Here is a 20,237-nt window from a genome sequence, read left to right as displayed (position 1 = left end):
AAATGATGGCCGGTTTTTTGCAATAACAGCATCATTAAACAATGCAATTATGCACCACTATGCATCATAGCTGTTAGCAAAATGATAGTAGTTTTTTATTTTTTGAATTTTTATGCGTAGCTTTTGCGTTTAATAATATTGCTATATTGCTTCTTCTTAATAGCAATTAACCAAGAACAAAAAAAAACACATCAACACTATGGCCAAAGCAAAGAAAAAATCAGCAAAGAAAGCTGCACCTAAAAAGGCAGCGAAGAAAAAATCACCAGCCAAAAAAGCTGCAAAGAAAGCTGCTAAGAAAGCAGTGAAAAAAGCAGTGAAAAAAGCTGCGAAAAAAGCCGCCAAAAAAGCTCCGAAGAAAGCCGCCAAGAAAGTAGCAAAAAAGGCTACCAAAAAAGCAGCTCCGAAAAAAGCCGCGAAAAAAGCAGCTAAGAAATCGCCTGCCAAAGCAGCGAAAAAATCACCTGCCCCGGCAGTTAAGAAAGCAGCCAAAAAAGCTCCGAAAAAGAAAAGAGCCGTTTCAAAACCAGTAGCAGAACCCGTTCAGGAACAGGAAACAATTATAGCTCCTATTCCGGCAGAGGACTTACCAGATACTGATACAGACACTGACACAGATACCGATACAGACATTGATACCATTGAAGAACCTGTTGAAGGCGACGACGACATGGGCGAAGACGTGAGTGACGAGGATGATGACAACGAAATATAAACAGTTGCGGGTGATCTGCTACAAAAAAAATTAACCTTTCCCCGAAGCGGAAAGGTTTTTTGTTTTAAGGAAGTCTGAAGTCGACAGCGGTCAGAAGTCAGAAGAACCCAAATGCTTTAGCTCATTTGCTTTTTCTTTGACTTCAGACATCAGACTTCCGTCTTCGGGGCTTGTGGCATATGCAAAAAAAACATCCGCCCGGGGGCAGATGTTTATAGTATTTTTTGGGGTTCGGCACAGTGTTAACTCAATTTCTCGACCTGCATATAGTTCAGCTCTACCGGTGTAGAACGCCCGAATATTTTTACTGTAACTTTCAGCTTTTTCTTTTCGTCGTTTACCTCTTCAATGATACCGTTAAAGTCATTAAACGGTCCTTCGATGATCTTAATGGTTTCACCTACAATGAACGGCTCACTCATGCTAACACCGCCGGTTTCGGCCATTTCATCCATTTTACCGAGCATTTTGTTTACCTCGGCCTTCCTGAGGGCTATAGGGTTTTCCTTACCCAGGAAGTGAATTACATTAGTAGTGTTTTTAATGGCTTCGCGTAAATCGTCGCTTAATTTATTTTCCAGCACTTCAATCATTACATAGCCCGGATAATAGTTCCGTTCACGCATCACTTTTTTCCCATTCTGCACTTTATAAACCTTTTCTACAGGCAGAAACACTTGCTTAACCACCTCGCCCCATCCGCCACGGGAGATCTCTTTATCAAGGTATTCTTTAACCTTGCGTTCTTTACCGCTCACCACCCGTAGCACATACCATTTAGTTTCCTGTTGTTGAGTAGCTTGATTTTCCATTATCTAAAATAGTGAATAAATGAAATGAAGGGCAGACTGGGCAACAAGGTCCATAGCCCAAACCACTGCAGTGATCAGCAAGGTGGCTACCAATACAATGATGGTTGATTGTTGTAACTGCAGCCAGGTTGGCCAGGTTACCTTTTCTACCAGTTCCCTGTATGACTCCCTGAGGTATGTTGATATTTTATTCATAACTCCTGATTAGCTAATTATCTAATGTGATAATGTGCTAACGGCCCCCGAATTCAAAGGGTTTATTAGCACATCAGCTAATTATCAAATTAGCACATTTTAGCACGGGCACTAGGATTCGAACCCAGATCGAAGGTTTTGGAGACCTCTATTCTACCGTTGAACTATGCCCGTAGGTACGCTAAAGGCTTAATGCTGAACGCCTAACGCTTTGTTGCCGGAGCTTTGAGCGTTTTGCGTTTTGCTTTATGCGTTTAGCGTTATGAAAGAACTTCCGTATTAGAAAACAAAGTACCTGAACTTAAACCGCTCAAGTACTTTGCAAATATACTAAACGTATTGCACTCTGCGTATCCGCCTGTTGGCGGAACGGGGGCGAACGCTTATTTCAGGATTTCAGTAACCTGTCCGGCACCTACGGTACGACCACCTTCACGGATAGCGAATTTCAAACCTTTTTCCATCGCGATCGGCTGAATCAGCTTCACATGCAGGTTGGTGTTATCACCAGGCATAACCATTTCAGTACCAGCTGGTAATTCTACTTCACCGGTTACGTCGGTTGTACGGAAGTAGAACTGAGGACGGTATTTGTTAAAGAACGGAGTATGACGTCCGCCTTCTTCTTTGCTCAGTACGTATACTTCGCCTTTGAATTCAGTGTGAGGAGTGATAGAACCGGGTTTAACGATTACCATACCACGGCGGATATCTTTCTTTTCAATACCGCGCAGCAGCAGACCTGCGTTATCACCAGCTTCACCTTCATCTAACAGTTTGCGGAACATTTCAACACCGGTAACTGTAGAAGTCAAAGGTTTTTCAACCAAACCTACGATTTCAACACCCTCACCTACTTTTATACGGCCTCTTTCGATACGACCGGTAGCCACTGTACCACGACCAGTGATTGAGAATACGTCTTCAACAGACATAAGGAAAGGCTGATCAACAGGACGGGGAGGCAGGGGAATGTAAGTATCCACAGCCGCCATCAGTTCTTCAACAGCTTTAACCCATTTTTCTTCACCAGCTAAAGCGCCGGTAGCAGAACCTTTAATGATCGGAGTGTTATCGCCATCAAAACCGTAGAAGGTCAACAGCTCACGAATTTCCATTTCAACCAGCTCTAATAACTCAGGATCATCAACCAGGTCAACTTTATTCATGAATACCACCATACGGGGAACACCTACCTGACGGGCAAGCAGAATGTGTTCTTTTGTTTGGGGCATAGGACCATCTGTAGCAGCCACAACCAGAATAGCACCATCCATCTGGGCAGCACCGGTAATCATGTTCTTCACATAGTCAGCGTGACCGGGGCAATCCACGTGTGCATAGTGACGATTGGCAGTCTGATACTCCACGTGAGCGGTATTGATGGTAATACCACGCTCTTTTTCCTCAGGAGCTGCGTCAATTTCGTCATATTTTTTTGCTGTCGCCAAACCCGATTTAGCCAAAATGGTGGTGATGGCGGCAGTTAAAGTGGTTTTACCGTGGTCAATGTGACCGATGGTACCAACGTTAACGTGAGGTTTATCCCTCTTAAAAGTCTCTTTTGACATCGTTATCTGTTTTTAGTTGTGGTTTTACAAATAATTAAATAGGCCTTCCTTTATCATCCACCCGGGAAATAAAGGATTTATGTAACCGGCAACAGAAAGCCGATGAGACTTTTGTTGCGTCGCACACTTCAGCGTTTGGATCTATATTCAGCTTTTCTTCTTTCCGTTAACCACGCGGTCCGAAGCTGGTATAGATGAAAGTTTTCAAATAACTTTTGAGCCGTTAGTGAGAATCGAACTCACGACCTCTTCCCTACCAAGGAAGTGCTCTACCACTGAGCTACAACGGCTGGTAAAGCTGTGAGTAATTCTCACATTCAATATTTTTTAAAGAACTGAGCGGAAGACGAGGTTCGAACCCGCGACCTATAGCTTGGAAGGCTATCGCTCTACCAACTGAGCTACTTCCGCTTGTAAATTGAAAATTTGAAAATGTGCTCATTTAAAAATCAGGCATACAGTCAAACTTCAACCGGTATTAGCATGAACTCAAAAAATTCGAAAATGCCAATTCTCAAATTGGCTAATTTTCAAATTTAATCTGTGGGCAGGAGAGGATTCGAACCTCTGAAGTCGAAAGACAGCGGATTTACAGTCCGCCCCATTTGGCCGCTCTGGAACCTGCCCTGAAATATACCTTGAGCCACTTGTCGGAATCGAACCAACGACCTACTGATTACAAATCAGTTGCTCTACCAGCTGAGCTAAAGTGGCATTGTTTATAAGAACATATTGCCTTTTAATCTTTCAACCAACGATCTTCCCAACTTCAAAGTCGGGATGCTCTACCGGCTAAGCTTAAAGTGGCTTTTTTTTATAAGAATTGGCCTTTTCTATCATCAACTTACGGCCTCCGGCGAAGCAAAATGGCAATATTAAATTTCCATTACCGTTATTTATTATATCTGCCGGTTTACTCCTTAAAAAATCCGTGGAATTCAATGAAATTCAAGCCTGTAAAGAACTCCCTCTATCCTCATTTCTCACCTGCCCTTTTTTTGAGGAAGGCAAAGGTAAATGAATTTGTGTAATTCAGAAATTTTGATTCAGATTTTTTTTGTTTGTTTTCAATGATTTGCAATTCTGCCACCGCTTACCATTAACCGGAAAGAACTGCAAAGCATTTTACCGGGAACAAAAAACCTTTTTTCATTTTTCCGGGGTTAAACTATTTATCGCAGAAATAAACACCCCCTGCCGGAATACTCAATTTCCGCCGCAAAGATATTCGGGATTAACCAATAACTAATACAATGTGAGGGAGATTCTTCAACGGCGCCAAATAAAAAAACCTCCCGCAGGGGGAGGTTTTAAGTTTACAGTAAATTATTTTATCAGGCAGCTTGTTTTTCTTTTTTTCGTTTAACCTGGGTAACCAGTGATTCCAGGGCATTGTCGAAAGATTCTTCAAACGATTTGGAACTTGATTTAACAAAAAACTGATGGCGAGGGACCTGAACTCTGATTTCTGCGATTTTATCCTTTATTGTGTGAACCACATTATCAAGCTTCAGATAAACGTCTACCTTAATAATGCGGTCGTGAAATGTGTTAATTTTTTGAAGTTTACGATGAACATGTTCGATAAGTTTTACATCAGCAGTAAACCGCACAGTCTGAATGTTTACGTTCATAACAATCGCATTTTAACAGTGAAACAATATTTAAACAATAAATGAAAGATCTTATTTGGGAGCCATCATTATCGGGGAGATAAAAGCTAAACAGATGGCTAATTCCAGGGAATGATATTGCTACATAAGCATCCGTTTTTTAATCTCTATGAAGATAATACAACAAGGGTGTATTTCCAAATTAAATATCGTTGCTCATTCGATATTTTGACGCTACTTTTTTCCTACGCTTTCGGGTGGGCTTTCTTATAAACATCCTTTAACTTTTCAATAGTATTATGTGTATATATCTGCGTGGCGGCCAGGCTCGAATGGCCCAGCAATTCTTTAACGGCATTCAGATCGGCGCCGTTATTGGTAAGATGCGTTGCAAAAGTATGTCGCAGTACGTGCGGACTCTTTTTATCGACAGTTGTAACAAGGGCCAGGTATTTTTTAACTGTCAGATATACATATTTAGCATATAAACGACGGCCCTTTTCATTTACCAGTAAAAAGGTTCTGTCGGCCTTTTCAAGGGTCGTTTTCTTCTGATCAATATATTCGCTGATTTCCTTAACCAGTTGAGAACTAATGGGTATTACCCGTTCCTTATTCCCCTTTCCAAGCACTTTTAAGGTGTTGGAAGCAACATTTACCTGGCTTTCTTTTAAATGTACCAGCTCCGACAACCGCATACCGGTATTATAAAAAACAGCGAGTAACAGCCGGTCGGTTTTACCCCGCCAGTTGTTCGGAAATTCAACATATTCAAACAAAGTACCGGTATCTTTTTGTTCAACATACACAGGCAACCGCTTAGGTATTTTGGGAGCTACGATAGTAGTCATGGGCGACTGTTCGAGCTTACCGGTACGCAGGTGATATTTGAAAAACGACTTTAGCGAAGATATCTTCCGGTTAATGGTTTTGGCGCTGTTCTTTGCTTCTTTCAGCGACGCCAGCCAGCTGCGGATAAAAGAGGAGGAAATTTCGGTAAGCGCCGGATCTTTCATTTCGAACTGAGCGTTCAAAAAAGTAAAAAACTGTTCCAGGTCATCCTGGTACGAAGTAATCGTATGCGGCGAATACCTTTTTTCGAATTTAAGGTAATCGATAAAAGACTGTATGACCAGGTGCGTTGATTGATCCATCATAAATTACACCAAATCTACACCATATAAAATAAAAAAGATAGCTACAAAACCTAACGGCCCTGCAGCTATCTTAATTATTTATTGTAACAGAAAAGTTATCCTTCGATCTGACCGCTGGCAACTTTTTGCTTGTAAACGGCTTTTAACACCTGGTTACGACGCCTTACAGACGGTTTGGTGAACGATTGACGCTCTCTTAACTGCACCAATATTTTCGCTTTCTCAAATTTTTTCTTATATTTCTTGAGCGCCTTGTCGATATTTTCGCAATCTTTTGAATCGATGATCAGCATAATTTATTATACCTCCTTTAAACCTTTAAGGGGTGCAAATATAACCAAAAATCCGAAAACACGAAACTTACCGTCAAAAATCCGAATTTTGCATCCATGTTTACAGGAATCATCGAAACCATTGGCCAAATTGAAGCAATTAGCAGCAGCGGATCCAATAAAACGCTCTGGATCACCTCATCCCTATCGCATGAACTAAAAACCGATCAAAGCGTAAGCCACAACGGCGTGTGCCTCACTGTTGAAGAAGTTCAGGGCAACCGCCACCGGGTTACAGCCATTGACGAAACTCTGCAAAAGAGCAACCTGGGCACCCTGCAAACCGGCGACCTGGTAAATATAGAAAGGTGCTTACAAATGAATGGGCGGCTCGACGGACATATTGTTCAGGGCCATGTAGATACTACGGCAGTTTGCATCAACAGCCGGGAACTGGATGGCAGCTGGGAATTCCGTTTCCGTTTTCCCGAAGCATTTGCCATGCTGGTGATCGAAAAAGGGTCCATCAGCCTGAATGGCATCAGTTTAACTATTTTCAATGTTGCTTTAAATGAGTTTTCGGTAGCCATCATACCTTACACGTTCGAACATACCAATATTAAAAACATACAAGCGGGAAGCGTGGTTAATATTGAGTTCGATATGATGGGGAAATATGTTAACCGGATATATCAGGTAAATAGTGTAACTGCATAAAAAATAGCCTTTGCATACCAGCGGTTAATTCTCCAATAAATAAAATTTTCATTTTGTTACAACAACTCGGTCTTAAATCCCGGTCAGCATATTTTATACTTATAGTGTGGCTAATAGTTCAGGCCATTTTGATGTACAAAAAAGGTATAGTCGTTATTGGCGAACCTGAAAAATATATTACTGAGGCGAAGTATTTTATCGCCACCGGAACACTCAGCGCTCCTAACTTCTGGGTTTATTCTACCGAAATTTTTCTCATAACACTAACCCAGAAACTTGGCCTGGGATTTTGGTTTGTAATAGCAGTACACCTCTTTTTTAATTTAATTGCAACCTTTGCATTTTACCGGCTTGCCGGCAGGTTATTTTCTAAAAATACAGCTGCTGCCTGTGCAGTATTACTGCTGCTTAACTATCCATTGCAGGAGTATAATATGTATTTACAAACCGAATCTTTATTTTTCAGCTTTACTATTATTTTCAGTGTTTATTTATTGAGTCGTTCAAGACTTACATTTTTGCATTTTCTTGTTATATTATTTTCACTCCTGCTTCTTTGCATCACCCGCCCTACCGGTATTCTCTTCGTGCCGGCTACATTTTTATACCTGTTCTTCCGGTATTTACAATTCATAAGCACAGTAGTAAAAACAATCATTATACTAACCGTAACTGTTATTTTTTTGTTTGCTCTTAATACAGTGATCGGCAGTAAAGGAGAGTGGGATTTTATGTTGCCTTTCCTCGATGAGCGGATTATATGCGGGGTGCCTACCCTTTATCATTTTGTGGATATAAAGACAGCACCTGACGGCAATTCGGTTTATGGTTTATGGTATTATATCATTCACAACTTCGGTCAGTTTTCGCGCCTTGCTTTGCTAAAAACCAAAGCCTTTTTTGGACTAATGCGTTCTTATTTCAGTACAGGCCATAATATTTTTCTCGCTTCATTTTTCTATCCAACCTATATAATCGCCATTTTAAGCATAAAATGGTGGTTTAAAAATTACCCTTACTGGATATTGTATTTTTCCTGCGCTATTTTAACAACCTGGGCAACCACCATTCTCACCTGTGACGATTGGCATAACCGTTTTTTCCTAAGTATTTCGCCCTACATAATATTCCTTGGCTTACCGGTTATAAATAAACTATTTATTATATTCACATCCTATGGCAGGAAATGAAATATTCAACACCAACTTGTTTACGGAGAAAAACAAGCAAAATTTTCATAATTTATTTAACACCAATAAGCCCATCCGCCATATAGTAATTGACAACTTTCTTGAAAATCGTTTTGCGTTAGATATATACGAAAATTTCCCTTCGCTTGAAGCCATGAAAACCCGTTACAAGGGTTTGAATGAGCAAAAATCAGAAGATTCGAATTTTGATATACTGGAAAGCTGCTTTTCAGTAATGCATTATGCACTTTCGTCTGAACAGTTTCTTCAATGGATTACTGAATGTACCGGCATTGATAACTGTACTATAATAAACGATCGCCTGGGTTATGGATTACATCAGGGAGGAAATAATAGCTTTCTCGACATACATATTGATTACAACATTCACCCTATTCAGAAACTGTATCGCAAACTGAACCTGATCCTTTTCTTTAATCCTGCCTGGGAAAGCAATTATGGAGGGCATCTTGAATTATGGGATGGTGAAGTTAAAAACTGTATTCAAAGCATAGCCCCGATATTTAACCGGTGTGTAATTTTTGAGTGTTCAGATGTTTCGTACCACGGGTACAGCAAAATTTCAGTGCCTGAAGAAATTACAAGGAAGTCTTACTATCAATATTACTTTACTCCTTTGCCAAATGGTGTTATCTATCACGATACAGTTTTTAAAGCCAGGCCCAAAGAACCTTTTTTCAAAAAAATAGCCACCCCAGTAAAAGAGTTAGTCAAAAATTCTGCCAAGCGTATTCTTTTAAAAGCCGGGATGAAGAAAATGCTTAAATGATTGAACAAAAACAATCAGGTAATCAGTGGGCTTTTGTATATGTTAAATTAGCAGTATAGGCTTTTATCCATTTATTAACCGGATTTTCCCAAAAGTAAAAAAGGATAATTGAGATACCTGTTAATGAAATAAATGAAAGAAGCAGATTATCTTTCCAAAACGGAATTACATAGCCTGCAATAACGCCTGTGTGTATAAGAAATAAGGCATATGAGCTTTTTCCCAATACCTGAAACAAAGACGACGACAGCACTCTGCTAAACCAGGTAATTTCTGTAAGAATCCCCCAAAATAAAACAAACACCGCAACAGGGAAAGCCAGCAAGCTTAAAGCCAATCCTACGCCCTGAGTTGAAGCACCTGTTGTTGGACTTATGACTGCCTGTATACCAATTATTGCAATTGACAAAAGAGCGCCAGAAATAGTATATACTGGTAATCGCCTTTTTAATTCATCAGGATCATTTAAGTCATTTTTTGCCTGCCGGTTATTAATTAATATGGCGAGTTTAATACCTAAAAAAAATTCAAAGCAACGGCCAAAAAATGTCGCCATCGCTATAAAATGAAAATCCTGAAAAAATCCTTCAAAAGGGAAATAATGAAAAAACAAAAGCAGCAACAGTCCGATTATCCAAAATAATATTACTTGTTTTAACAACCAGCCAAATCTTACGATCAGGATATAAACAAACGGAAAGAGCACATAATAGGTCATTTCGGGTGTTAAACTCCAGGTAGGATAAATACCTGTAAACATAAATTTATACGAAAACCCTTTAATAAATGTAAGATTCAGCAAATAAACACCAAACAAATGATTACCACCAATATGCCGTATATGAAACATTATAAACGTACCCGTCAAAATCACAAAATAAAGAGGCATGATACGCCCCAACCGGTTGAGGTAGTATTTCTTTAAAAATGTTTTTTCAAGGGAAGCCGATTTACCATAATTGTAATAAATTAAAAATCCGCTAAGCACAAAAAACATATTTACACCCAAATAAAACTGATTAAACACCGCATTTAATTGTTTGCCAAACAAAGGCGAATTATAATGAAGTAAAAAAATCATTGTTACAGCAACAAATCTGATTCCTGTTAGCGAAGGCAGTTGTTTTATATTGCTCATATTAGAATCCGTATCATCGAAATTAATTGAAAATATTTTGCCAATAAAAAAAGTATCAACTCTTAGTGAATTGATACTTTTTTGCAAATACGGGTTATAAAAATTATCGCATTAAATACATTTTACCGTACCCATTGTTGAAATATTTATCCGTATCATCATCTTTCGACTTATACTTTTCCATGGTTTTACCATTCATTGAAGTAATAACACGATACAGATATACACCATTGGCCAGTTTTTGACCGTACTGATCGGTACCATTCCATTTAAAGTCGGTAATATTTCTTCCGATGTGAATAGGCCCTAATTCATTCATGGTTATTTCACGAACAATTTTACCGGTTACCGTTAATATTTGTATCCTGATATTCTGAGGAATATCACTACCTGTTACGGTAAATACAAAAGCGGTGGAAGTACTGAATGGGTTAGGATAATTCAGGATATTCGAAATCATTGGTTTCGAAATTACCGTAAATGCAATACGGTATGATATATCGCCTGTATTGTTACCTCTTTTATCTTTTCCTTTAACGATCAACTCATACACATCACCTTCAGGATTTATTTGCCCCGAAAATTGCGGGGTAAATTCAATAGTTGCTGTATTGTCGGCCCCGCTGGTAGCTGGTATAAACCGCAATGTGTCGCCATCAAAGTTATAGGTACGCAGGGTACCGTCGGGGTATCGAACCTGTACATTGCTTATCGATGTATCGTTCAGCAACAGGTATTTCGAGTCATCCTTTAACTTGATCTGTATATGCGGTTTGGCCGAAACTATATCACGGTTTAAAATATGTACGCCATCAAATGTTACATCGAGCAGCGGATTTTTATTATCCGGTTTTACATAAAAGTTCCTGTAGATGAAATTATTAAAGAAATACTGCTCTTTTTGGTCATTATCCGTATTTACATCTACAAACAGGGTATTGTTTCCTGAATAGGAAGCTGTATTCAGCTCAAATTCAACTTTAATGGTATCACCGCTAATAATTGGTTTTTGCCGGCGTACAAACAGCGTATGAGAAACATTGCTCTGGTCTAAAACCTGCGCCTTCACTTTTATACTATCGAACGGTGTTTTACTTACGTTTTTAAAGGCAATTCCAAACTTCAGCGTTTCACCAATATCCAGCGTATCTTTTGTTGTAAAGTACAGGTTGGCAGCCAAAGCCCCTTCAGGTACCGGATCATATAAAATACGCCAGTTCTTTAACTGATAGGGCGTTAATCTGACCGAGTCAATATTTCGCATTTTCAACTGCAAATACGGATACTTGATCGCATCAACCCCAGAGACATCAAACGAGTGGGTATCTTTATCCAATGTGTATAATACAGTTTCTGTGTTATTATTATCGATACCTATTATATTCACAGAAGGATTATCAACTACAGGACTTTCAGCGGAAATTCCATTCCATAAAACCTGGCGCCATTGCTTCGCCGGACCAAATTTAGGAGAAGTAATATATCCGATAGTATCCGGTGTATTAACAGTTAACGACAGATTAATACGATCGGCTACGCCATTGCTTAACACATAACGCGGAGTAAAATAGCTTTGACGGTCTTTTTCATAAATAAATATAAACGACCTGTTCCTGTTCATAGAATCAATGGTAGTGAAGCCCTGTTCCAGCAACCGGTGATAAATAGAAGTATTGCTTCCAAGATTCATAGTATCACCCATCCAGTCCTGAACATATGCATTCAATGTAGGATAGGTACTGCTCCACATATTTTTAGCAACAACGAGGTAGCCCGAAGGGATCATATCCATAAACTGGATCACTTTATGGCGTTTGGCTGTATCAGTGGGTGAAAAATTGAATTGAAAGTTCCAACGCCTTTCAGTACCGCAAATAACCTCACTGCCATATTGGCCAGGCAGGCCTACATCATTATTATACCAGGGTTTTAAAGTAATGGGGTCAAATACATTAAAAATAAGACCCGATACATCACACACACTTTGAATGGCGGATGAGCCATTAATAGAAACCATTACGTCTGACGCCTGGTTGGCGGCTGTGGGAAACACACCATTTCTGATGAAAACATTATTCGCATTAACTCCAAATCTCCATTCATGACTGGCAGAATCAATGGTCATTCGATCCAGTGTTGATTCCCTATGCTGATAATATTGCGACTGATTAAATCCATCTACAGTGCCGTTAATATACATGAATGAGGCTACATTCCACCGCAGATCACTTTCAGAAGCAGCCGAGGGGGAAATTCGCCAATAATAAACGGTGCTGTCGATAAAATGTAAACCGTGATCAAATTCAATAATACCGCCTCCCGTAGTAACAGATTTACGCACTTTTAACGAGGAATTAAATGCCCCTGCTGTATCGATCTCCATCACATACATTTTTGCAGCGCTGACCGGGTTTGCAGTAGATGCAAATAATTTTTGAGTTACATTATTGGTAATTGCATAATTATAAGGATATATCGGCCGCGCCTCATCTTCATAGATGTATATATCTTTCGAAGCTGTATTATTACTTTCAGATACTTCATCTACATTAAAATCAGCATCAATGGTAGCAGTAATTTTATTCTGGCCTTTATCGCGGGCAGATATAATAGGTACAACCAGTGTTACAGAATCCGCTTCACGTATTCCCTTTATTTTTTGCCTGAAAAGTATTCCGGTGCTTCCATTTGGGTATTGTTGCTTTATTTCGAGCGTAATGGAATCGGGTGTCGATTTACCAAGATTTATTACTTTAACTTTTACATCAAAGCTTTGTTCGGCCAGTGAAATGAATGCCGGGTTTACCCTTATAAGTGATTCTTCTATCACATAATCAGGTTTTGGCTGGGCATTTATGAAAATTGAAGGGTCGCCATGCAATGTCATTTGCTCTGCATGCATACGGGAGAAAAAGTCGTAGCTACCGGTTGCGTTTATCATTTCGCGCAAAGCGTCGCGCATTGTTTCGCCCAGTGATTTATCAAAATCCTGTTTTGTTATTACGTCGTACAGGCCGGTTAAAAAAAGGTTCAGATAATTTACAAGGCCATAATGGGTACTGGCCACAAAACCTATCGTACCGCGCTGTTTGGCTAAATTAAATTTCTCAGACAATGTTTCATTTACCTGAAGTCGTAACGCATAGTATGTAAAGAAATCACCCGCTTTACAACCATTCACGAAAAACACAGGATATTTTCCCTGGTTATTATAATTTTCAGGATTGTCGATATTAAATTCGAGGGTAGTAGCAGATGAGTGCCCGAAATAGGTAAGAAAACTTATCCCTTCTTCAAACATCGCTGATATTCTTTCAGGCGATACCATATCAACCGGATTGGTTGAAGTTTTACAAAATGTAGTCACCTTAGCCCCATACAATGTATCCTCTATAACCTGTTTATAGGCATTCATGTAATTACATAAAACCGTTCCAAGATAAGCATCGCTCGACCCGGTTATATGTACCACATTCTTCATCCATCCCCGGCCGTCTATTGTATTGGCAGCGGTTTTTTGGGCAAGATCATATTCTTTAATTTTTTCCAGGTAATTTTCTATCTCTTTACCACTTACAACCGACAGGCGGCCAATGGGCGTACCAGGTACAGGAATGGTTATATCTGTAGCACTTAACAGGTTGTCGGAACCCGGAAACCCGAAAGTAGGAACCAGGTTTAGTTGCTCAGCCAGCGGGTATGAACCAGGATTTCTATTTGCTCTTTGATATTCTGCATAGTTCATCCCCCGCCCCATCAAAAAAACAAACTTTGGCGGCTGAGGAAAATTGTCTCTTGCAAAACGAATGAAGTTCCGAACAGAAAGCGGATGTTTTTTAATACCAAATGCAAACTGGTCAACCAGTTCGTCAATATCTGCAACCAGCACTTTATGACCTCCGCCTGCGGCAGATTCACGGTAATTTTTATAATCGATCACCGGATCATTTCCGGATGATCCGCTATGAAGGATCGAATGAGATATAATAAGGAAATCGCCCTGGTGGGCAACATCGGTATACCGGGTAAAATTGCGTTTCGTAAGGTCTGTTACCGAATTAATATTAGCTGCGTCTTCACTAACCAAAACCAGTTGCCGGTCGTTCGCCGTGCCAGGCAATGCAAACTGCACCATAGTTGGCGAAGAAATATCTCCGGTATATCGTTCACCATTTGTGATATCATATAAAACGGGCTGTGCACTGCCGTAACTAAAGTTGGTTATCTGTAAAAAATAACCGCTGTTCTTTGCGGGTAATACAAATTTAAAATTCGTTTGTGCGTTAAAATTAAACTGCCGGGGGTAAGTAAGTTCAAAGAATGATACCACCATTTTATCGGTCGAAATTGACGACGTATTGATAAAACTAACAGCGGCTGCCCCCGAACTGATCAGGGCGTTATCGACAGATGCTGCAGTAAGCACATCATTAAAATAATCCATGATTGTATCCTTTACCTCTGTTCCATTAACCTGTACTTTGATATGCCGTTGATTAAGGTTATTTCCTACAGCACCAAATTTTAACGTGCTTTCCTGACTACTACCCGCATAAGGATATAAATTAGGCAACGTTGTAGTAAGCCCCCCACCAGGAGTAATACTACCACTGGCAAAAAACTCCCCTTTATCATACGAAGATGAATACACATTGGCCCCTACTACCGCTGCAAAACCTGAGTTTGGAAGACTGGCAGGTATAAAATAATAATTACCGGCAGTATACATAAAATAAGTCTCCGCCGGTAACGAATTGCCTGCTACATTATTAAAAACATCTGTGTATCGAAAACCCGATTGATTAGCGTTGACACTTAAAAAATAAACGGCCGTATCGGTTTGCAGGCTGATTTTATCGGTATGTTGATAGGTAGTATCCCGGTACAGAATTTTATCCGGTTTTCCATCATTCGGTTCACCCCAGAATTCGAGGTAACCATTGGCCGGAAGCGCCCCGCTGCTTACCGACGGGTAAAACGGCACTTTTTGGCCATTGCGCCACAATTCAAAATTTTCAACCGGGGTATTTCCCAAACTGTATGCATCAAGCAGGGATTTAGGCACCCGGTAAACACCGGCCATCGCTATTTTAATCTTATAGTAGGTTTGATTAAACTGAATCCATTCATTGTTGTACTGCTGAGCAGAAACGACAAAGCCTGCCAATAATAGCAACAGGGTAAAAATCTTCCTCATAATATACAAGTTTCAGATTCCTTCTATAGGGTACTTTATTTTTTGTTTTCCTTCTTCTTCAAATCTACTTTTAACGAAAAAACATGGGTATATAACGGGTTCGACTGGTTAGCAAGGTTGGTAAATGCGTAATCTATCTGAACGTTCGATACTCTGAAGCCGGCGCCGGCGCCAGGCTGGTAAATCCATACTTTCTTTTGATTGGTTATATCGTTGTCGTCAAGGGCTTTCTGAAAGTTATTAATACCGGCCCGAACAAAGAAAACGTTTTTCCACGCCAACTCCATTCCCAGCTTTGGATCAACACTTACCACATTTGAGCTAAGCACGGTATTACGACGACCATCAAACGTAAGATCGAGGTTGACTTCGGTCATCAGGTGCAGGTTCTTATTCAGCCTGAAAGTATAATCGCCCCCAACAATCAGTTTGGGAGCCGTTAACTCGGTTGATTTTACAGGAATATCGTTTTGGGTAACATAAAAAACTTCCCGCATCTGATCGTTCAGGCTAAACGACCAGGCATTGAACGTAGTAGTAACGTCGCGGGCCATTATGCCAATTTTCCATTTATCATTAACGATTTGCACCCCTGCATCAAAACCAAAACCCCATGCCGATGCAAAGTCGCCGGCCTTGCGATGAATGATCTTGGCATTGATACCGGCATTTATTTTAGTGCTTCCGGTTGTTTTTACCTGCTGGGCAAGCGATACCAGAAACGCATAATCGGCCGATGAAAAGGTGGTCATTTTGGTAAAATCAATCGACCCGTCGGACTGAACCAGGAAAATAGTATTTGGAATATCATCTACTGCAAACCGTAATAACGATAATCCCAACACCCGTTTATTATCTTTTAAAGGAATGGCCAGGCTGCCATAATCGTATTTGCCGATACCGGCAAAGTATTCGGCATGCATTAAATTCAGCTGGGGATTGTCTTTCACATACACCAAACCTGCCGGGTTCCAGTAACCGGCGGTACCATCATTAACCGAAGCAACCTGCGCACTGGCCATGGCCAAACCGCGGGCTCCGGCTCCTATATTCAAAAACTCATTGGAATATTTACGAAACTGTGCATAGGAAAATTGCTGTACCAAAAGCAACACGACCAGGGTTACGTAATAATGGCTCCTTTTCATTGATCCAGTTTTCTAAATAAGCAATTTCAAGTATTAGACTATTTCTTCAGGATATTGGCTGCACCCCGAAGCAAAAGCGTTCCGGGTCATCTCAAATAGTGAAGCTTTCTTTCAGGTCGGGGTCGATTTATCCAAACGATTTTGTAATTAAAATATTGCAGCTGCCCGGGCAAAGTTGTGGTATTCCTTACATTTGCACAAATCATTGATTTACTACATAAAACTATGTATAAAATCCCGTTTATTGCATAGTACCGGGAAAGTAAACCGATGAGGGGGCTTTTTTAGTCGACAGATTTTATTACTTCTTTAATGTCAATTGAATATGAACCTGGTTGAAGAATTACAATGGCGGGGTATGATACAGGATATTATGCCCGGAACTGCAGAGCAACTGAACAAGGAAATGACCACCGGCTATATTGGTTTTGACCCAACTTCGGATAGCCTTCACATTGGAAGCCTGGTGCCCATTTTATTGCTGGTTCACCTGCAAAAAGCCGGTCATAAACCCATTGCCCTGGTGGGTGGAGCTACCGGTATGATAGGCGATCCTTCGGGCAAAAGCGAAGAGAGGAATTTGTTAAGCGAAGAGCAACTGCAAAAAAACCTCGATGGCATAAAAAACCAGCTGCAGCAATTCCTCGATTTTGATGCATCAAAACCCAATGCGGCTGAAATGGCCAACAATTACGACTGGTTTAAGAATATGTCGTTTATACATTTTCTGCGCGATGTGGGCAAGCACATTACTGTAAATTATATGATGGCCAAAGACAGCGTTAAAAAACGTATTGAAGGCGAAACAGGCATCAGCTATACAGAATTTGCTTACCAGTTAATGCAGGGATACGATTATTACTGGTTATATACCCATAAAAACTGCAAACTGCAAATGGGCGGCAGCGACCAATGGGGAAATATTACCACCGGTACCGAACTGGTTCGGCGCAAAGCCGGCGGGGAAGCATTTGCGTTAACCTGCCCCCTGCTTACCAAGGCCGATGGTGGCAAATTCGGCAAATCCGAACAGGGTAACATATGGCTCGATCCTGCCAAAACATCGCCCTACCTGTTTTACCAGTTCTGGCTAAAGGCCACGGATGCAGATGCTGAAAAATGGATTAAGATATTTACTTTCTTAACAAAAGAAACCATTGACCAGCTGATTGAAGAACACCGTAAAAATGAAGCAGACCATTTATTACAAAAAACACTGGCCAAAGAAGTAACCATTTTTGTGCATGGTGAAGAAGAATATCACAAGGCTGTTGAAACTACCGCAAAGTTATTCGGACAACAGGAAGCCCCGGCCGAATCGCTGAGCATCGATGACCTCGAAGGTATGCATGGCGTAACGAAGTATGATTATGAGTTAAACAAAATTGAAAGTGGTATCGACGTAGTAACCTTTCTGGCCGAATCGAAAATCTTTCCAAGCAAAGGCGAAGCCCGTAAAATGGTGCAGGGCGGCGGGGTGAGCATTAACCGTAAAAAAGTAGATAGCATCCAGCTAAATCTCAGCACGTCTTTGTTACTACATGGGAAATACATACTTGTGAAAAAAGGAAAAGGCAACTACTATCTTGTAAAAGCAGTTTAGTTTAATAGATTTCCCGCATACACTAATATTAATTCATGATTTTGAATTTAATATTAGTGTATTTTTTTGCTGAACAATCTGATCAGTTTTACTTTTTAGCATACTCCGTTATTGCCTGCACCAGCACATCAAGATTTTTTGTGGTAGTATACACATTGGGTGTTATGCGCAACCCTTTGATGCTGTCCCAGTCGACCGGAGAAGTATGTATTTTATAATTCTGCCACAGGAAGTATTCAAAGTCGAGCGTTGCTTTACCCTGCATACTTATAATGCCGATACCACAGCCAAAACCCGGCTTCATGGATGTGCCAAGGTGAACCCCCGGAATTTCTTTTACCTTACTCATCCAGTAATTTTTCAAATAGAGCAACCGTTGCTCTTTTCGCTGCGCCCCTATCATATCATAAAAATCAATGGCTTTGCCAACAGCCTGTTCAATAAAAAACGGACGTGTACCCAACTGTTCGAATTTGCGTATATCATCGGCATGAGCATCGGCAGCCGCAAAAAAAGGATACAGATTTTTAATTTTTTCTTTTTTTATATACAACAAACCTACCCCAATGCAGGCGCTAAGCCATTTATGCAAACTGGTGCCAAAATAATCGGCGCCTGTATCGGGTATCGTAAACTGAAAATGTGCAAAGCTATGGGCCCCGTCGACCACCACTTCAATATCGCGTTGATGGGCTGCGTCGGCAATTTTTCGCACAGGCAATATCTGACCGTTCCAGTTAATGGTGTGGGTTATATGCACCACTTTTGTTTTGGGCGTAAATGCCTGAGTATATGATTTTACGAGGTAGTCGGTGTCTTCGCTGGGCAATTGGAGATTCACCCAAACTAATTTGATTCCTTCGCGCTGTTCGCGCTGTTTCCAGGCATTGATCATATTAGGATAATCCTGTTTGCTTAGCACCACCTCATCGCCCGGTTTCAGGGGCAGTCCGAAAATGATGGTTTCCAACGCTTCCGACGCATTTCGTTGAATAGCAACCTCTTCGGCTTCAACACCCGCCAGTTTGGCCAGGTTACGGCGCAGGGGTTCCCTGCCCTGGTCAAGAATTCGCCACATAGCGTAGCTGGGCGCCTCGTTACTAAAATCGAAATTCCTTTTCATGGCATCTGCCACGGTTTTTGGCGATGGCGCCACGCCCCCATTATTTAAATTAATGATGCCGGATGAAACATTATAAGACTGCTGAACATAGTACCAGAAATCTTCATCAGATGCCAGTTGTTCGGGCGATTTATCGGTAGTTGCAGACAAAGCTTTATGCAGGTTACGGCTCCAGGCCGGTTCAGTAAAAGACGACAACAGAGTTCCGGCAGATAATACTTTACAGGTTTGCAAAAATGAACGACGATTAAATGTTGGCATGTAACTATTTTAAGGTAAGGCTGTTAATTTTAATTTCCGGCCACAGAAAAAGGAAAAATAATAAATTATCGGCACAAATCATTTGGGAAAAACAACTGAAGGCCTTACTTTTGCACTCCTTTCAGAAGTGCTTCAGGCACTGCCCGATAGTATAATGGCAGTACAACTGATTTTGGTTCAGTTTGTCTTGGTTCGAATCCAGGTCGGGCAACAAAGACCCTCGGCAATAGCTGAGGGTTTTTGCATTTAAGCGTGTTGCGATTTTATTCGTAAAGTAAATAAATGGGGATCAGGTGATGGAGGATCATGTTGAAAAGCTGTGGAGGGCTTGTTGAGGCATAAAAATTCCTGAAAGGACAGTATATTTAGAGAATATTAAATACCCGCAGTTAGCTTTGTTCGCAGGTAATTAAGTATTTTTCTCCTGTAATAGCATCATTTTCCAATTTTAGTTACTTTTTTGCATCTATAATTAGTTTTCCCGGCTATAGCTTTAAAGTCCCTGCACGATAATTACTTCCCCTCCATCGATAGCAACATTTTCTTCAGCGTTAGTCACTTCTTTTACCGTTTTAGATTCATGTTCCGGCTTGATAACTTCATTTGTTCCGGTGATAGTTACTTTTTCTGCGGCCGTAGATTTTTTTTTATTGAGAATTAACTTAAAATGCTTAGTAATTTTCAAAATCACGGGGAAAAAAAATTACATTTCATCGTATTTAATCTAAATCGTGA

General features: G+C 40.5%; 16 protein-coding genes and 6 tRNA genes. 6 read left to right on the top strand and 16 right to left on the bottom strand.

Features of this window, described 5'->3' with window-relative positions; translation table 11 throughout:
* The first annotated feature begins 199 nt into the window (after positions 1-199).
* Entirely contained in the window at positions 200-715 is a 516-nt protein-coding gene (locus tag AC59IL_RS32235; RefSeq protein WP_496556369.1) for a hypothetical protein, read from the top strand.
* A gap of 242 nt (positions 716-957) precedes the next feature.
* Here AC59IL_RS32235 and nusG read toward each other — a convergent pair whose 3' ends face one another.
* From nusG to rpsU, 11 genes are all read right to left on the bottom strand, one after another.
* Entirely contained in the window at positions 958-1,527 is a 570-nt protein-coding gene (gene nusG, locus AC59IL_RS32230) for a transcription termination/antitermination protein NusG (protein ID WP_496556368.1), read from the bottom strand.
* A 3-nt stretch (positions 1,528-1,530) separates the two neighbouring features.
* Complete coding sequence (gene secE / locus AC59IL_RS32225; RefSeq protein WP_496556367.1) at positions 1,531-1,722, bottom strand: preprotein translocase subunit SecE; 192 nt, start codon at positions 1,720-1,722, stop codon at positions 1,531-1,533.
* Positions 1,723-1,825: 103 nt separating this feature from the next.
* Positions 1,826-1,896: transfer RNA gene (locus AC59IL_RS32220), tRNA-Trp, on the bottom strand.
* Between the two features lie 209 nt (positions 1,897-2,105).
* The gene (tuf, locus tag AC59IL_RS32215; protein ID WP_496556366.1) at positions 2,106-3,293 is read right to left on the bottom strand and encodes an elongation factor Tu; all 1,188 of its coding nucleotides are present in this window, start codon (positions 3,291-3,293) and stop codon (positions 2,106-2,108) included.
* Between the two features lie 218 nt (positions 3,294-3,511).
* Positions 3,512-3,583, bottom strand: a tRNA-Thr gene (locus AC59IL_RS32210).
* Positions 3,584-3,631: 48 nt separating this feature from the next.
* Positions 3,632-3,704, bottom strand: a tRNA-Gly gene (locus AC59IL_RS32205).
* A 133-nt stretch (positions 3,705-3,837) separates the two neighbouring features.
* Positions 3,838-3,920 (bottom strand) — tRNA-Tyr (locus AC59IL_RS32200).
* A 14-nt stretch (positions 3,921-3,934) separates the two neighbouring features.
* Positions 3,935-4,007 (bottom strand) — tRNA-Thr (locus AC59IL_RS32195).
* Between the two features lie 620 nt (positions 4,008-4,627).
* A complete protein-coding gene (locus AC59IL_RS32190; protein ID WP_496556365.1) occupies positions 4,628-4,927 on the bottom strand; it encodes an HPF/RaiA family ribosome-associated protein in 300 nt (99 codons plus the stop codon).
* Between the two features lie 224 nt (positions 4,928-5,151).
* Complete coding sequence (locus AC59IL_RS32185; RefSeq protein WP_496556364.1) at positions 5,152-6,063, bottom strand: tyrosine-type recombinase/integrase; 912 nt, start codon at positions 6,061-6,063, stop codon at positions 5,152-5,154.
* A gap of 95 nt (positions 6,064-6,158) precedes the next feature.
* Positions 6,159-6,356, bottom strand: coding sequence for a 30S ribosomal protein S21 (gene rpsU, locus AC59IL_RS32180; protein WP_496556363.1), 198 nt, complete (start codon positions 6,354-6,356; stop codon positions 6,159-6,161).
* 96 nt (positions 6,357-6,452) lie between these two features.
* Here rpsU and AC59IL_RS32175 point away from each other — a divergent pair, with 96 nt between their 5' ends.
* From AC59IL_RS32175 to AC59IL_RS32165, 3 genes are read left to right on the top strand one after another with little or no spacing between them, the layout of a single operon-like run.
* Positions 6,453-7,052: a riboflavin synthase gene (locus tag AC59IL_RS32175; RefSeq protein WP_496556362.1), complete on the top strand. Its 600-nt coding sequence runs from the start codon at positions 6,453-6,455 to the stop codon at positions 7,050-7,052.
* A gap of 53 nt (positions 7,053-7,105) precedes the next feature.
* Positions 7,106-8,242 (top strand): hypothetical protein, encoded by a 1,137-nt coding sequence (locus AC59IL_RS32170; RefSeq protein ID WP_496556361.1) that lies wholly within the window; start codon positions 7,106-7,108, stop codon positions 8,240-8,242.
* Positions 8,229-9,032, top strand: a complete 804-nt coding sequence (locus tag AC59IL_RS32165) for a 2OG-Fe(II) oxygenase (protein WP_496556360.1) — start codon at positions 8,229-8,231, stop codon at positions 9,030-9,032. Before AC59IL_RS32170 ends, AC59IL_RS32165 begins: the two co-directional genes overlap by 14 nt.
* Before the next feature lie 22 nt (positions 9,033-9,054).
* Here the strand turns inward: AC59IL_RS32165 and AC59IL_RS32160 are convergent, their stop codons facing one another.
* The 3 genes from AC59IL_RS32160 to AC59IL_RS32150 form a co-directional block, all read right to left on the bottom strand.
* On the bottom strand, positions 9,055-10,170 hold the full coding sequence (locus AC59IL_RS32160; RefSeq protein ID WP_496556359.1) for an acyltransferase family protein: 1,116 nt from the start codon (positions 10,168-10,170) through the stop codon (positions 9,055-9,057).
* A 103-nt stretch (positions 10,171-10,273) separates the two neighbouring features.
* Positions 10,274-15,367 carry a putative type IX secretion system sortase PorU2 gene (porU2, locus tag AC59IL_RS32155; RefSeq protein ID WP_496556358.1) on the bottom strand — a complete coding sequence of 1,698 codons (5,094 nt, stop codon included), beginning with the start codon at positions 15,365-15,367 and terminating at the stop codon, positions 10,274-10,276.
* A 35-nt stretch (positions 15,368-15,402) separates the two neighbouring features.
* On the bottom strand, positions 15,403-16,515 hold the full coding sequence (locus tag AC59IL_RS32150; protein WP_496556357.1) for a putative type IX sorting system protein PorV2: 1,113 nt from the start codon (positions 16,513-16,515) through the stop codon (positions 15,403-15,405).
* Between the two features lie 325 nt (positions 16,516-16,840).
* On the opposite strand from AC59IL_RS32150, the gene tyrS reads away from it, so the two are divergent.
* Positions 16,841-18,118, top strand: a complete 1,278-nt coding sequence (gene tyrS / locus AC59IL_RS32145) for a tyrosine--tRNA ligase (RefSeq protein ID WP_496556356.1) — start codon at positions 16,841-16,843, stop codon at positions 18,116-18,118.
* A gap of 88 nt (positions 18,119-18,206) precedes the next feature.
* On the opposite strand, the gene AC59IL_RS32140 is transcribed toward tyrS, so the two are convergent.
* Positions 18,207-19,502, bottom strand: a complete 1,296-nt coding sequence (locus AC59IL_RS32140; protein WP_496556355.1) for an aminotransferase class V-fold PLP-dependent enzyme — start codon at positions 19,500-19,502, stop codon at positions 18,207-18,209.
* A 140-nt stretch (positions 19,503-19,642) separates the two neighbouring features.
* Here AC59IL_RS32140 and AC59IL_RS32135 point away from each other — a divergent pair.
* Positions 19,643-19,713 (top strand) — tRNA-Gln (locus AC59IL_RS32135).
* A 282-nt stretch (positions 19,714-19,995) separates the two neighbouring features.
* Here AC59IL_RS32135 and AC59IL_RS32130 read toward each other — a convergent pair.
* Positions 19,996-20,193, bottom strand: coding sequence for a hypothetical protein (locus AC59IL_RS32130; RefSeq protein WP_496556354.1), 198 nt, complete (start codon positions 20,191-20,193; stop codon positions 19,996-19,998).
* Between the last annotated feature and the right edge of the window lie 44 nt (positions 20,194-20,237).

It is taken from the genome of Niastella sp. sgz303648 (genome assembly GCF_059587045.1).
Note: the sequence above shows the minus strand (reverse complement) of the source record. Positions and strands in the feature narration are given on the sequence as shown.

Bases quoted from the DNA above. Each gene is read 5' to 3' on its own strand.
- AC59IL_RS32235 (WP_496556369.1), top strand. From the start codon at position 200: ATGGCCAAAGCAAAGAAAAAATCAGCAAAGAAAGCTGCACCTAAAAAG.
- nusG (WP_496556368.1), bottom strand. From the start codon at position 1,527: ATGGAAAATCAAGCTACTCAACAACAGGAAACTAAATGGTATGTGCTA.
- secE (WP_496556367.1), bottom strand. From the start codon at position 1,722: ATGAATAAAATATCAACATACCTCAGGGAGTCATACAGGGAACTGGTA.
- tuf (WP_496556366.1), bottom strand. From the start codon at position 3,293: ATGTCAAAAGAGACTTTTAAGAGGGATAAACCTCACGTTAACGTTGGT.
- AC59IL_RS32190 (WP_496556365.1), bottom strand. From the start codon at position 4,927: ATGAACGTAAACATTCAGACTGTGCGGTTTACTGCTGATGTAAAACTT.
- AC59IL_RS32185 (WP_496556364.1), bottom strand. From the start codon at position 6,063: ATGATGGATCAATCAACGCACCTGGTCATACAGTCTTTTATCGATTAC.
- rpsU (WP_496556363.1), bottom strand. From the start codon at position 6,356: ATGCTGATCATCGATTCAAAAGATTGCGAAAATATCGACAAGGCGCTC.
- AC59IL_RS32175 (WP_496556362.1), top strand. From the start codon at position 6,453: ATGTTTACAGGAATCATCGAAACCATTGGCCAAATTGAAGCAATTAGC.
- AC59IL_RS32165 (WP_496556360.1), top strand. From the start codon at position 8,229: ATGGCAGGAAATGAAATATTCAACACCAACTTGTTTACGGAGAAAAAC.
- AC59IL_RS32160 (WP_496556359.1), bottom strand. From the start codon at position 10,170: ATGAGCAATATAAAACAACTGCCTTCGCTAACAGGAATCAGATTTGTT.
- porU2 (WP_496556358.1), bottom strand. From the start codon at position 15,367: ATGAGGAAGATTTTTACCCTGTTGCTATTATTGGCAGGCTTTGTCGTT.
- AC59IL_RS32150 (WP_496556357.1), bottom strand. From the start codon at position 16,515: ATGAAAAGGAGCCATTATTACGTAACCCTGGTCGTGTTGCTTTTGGTA.
- tyrS (WP_496556356.1), top strand. From the start codon at position 16,841: ATGAACCTGGTTGAAGAATTACAATGGCGGGGTATGATACAGGATATT.
- AC59IL_RS32140 (WP_496556355.1), bottom strand. From the start codon at position 19,502: ATGCCAACATTTAATCGTCGTTCATTTTTGCAAACCTGTAAAGTATTA.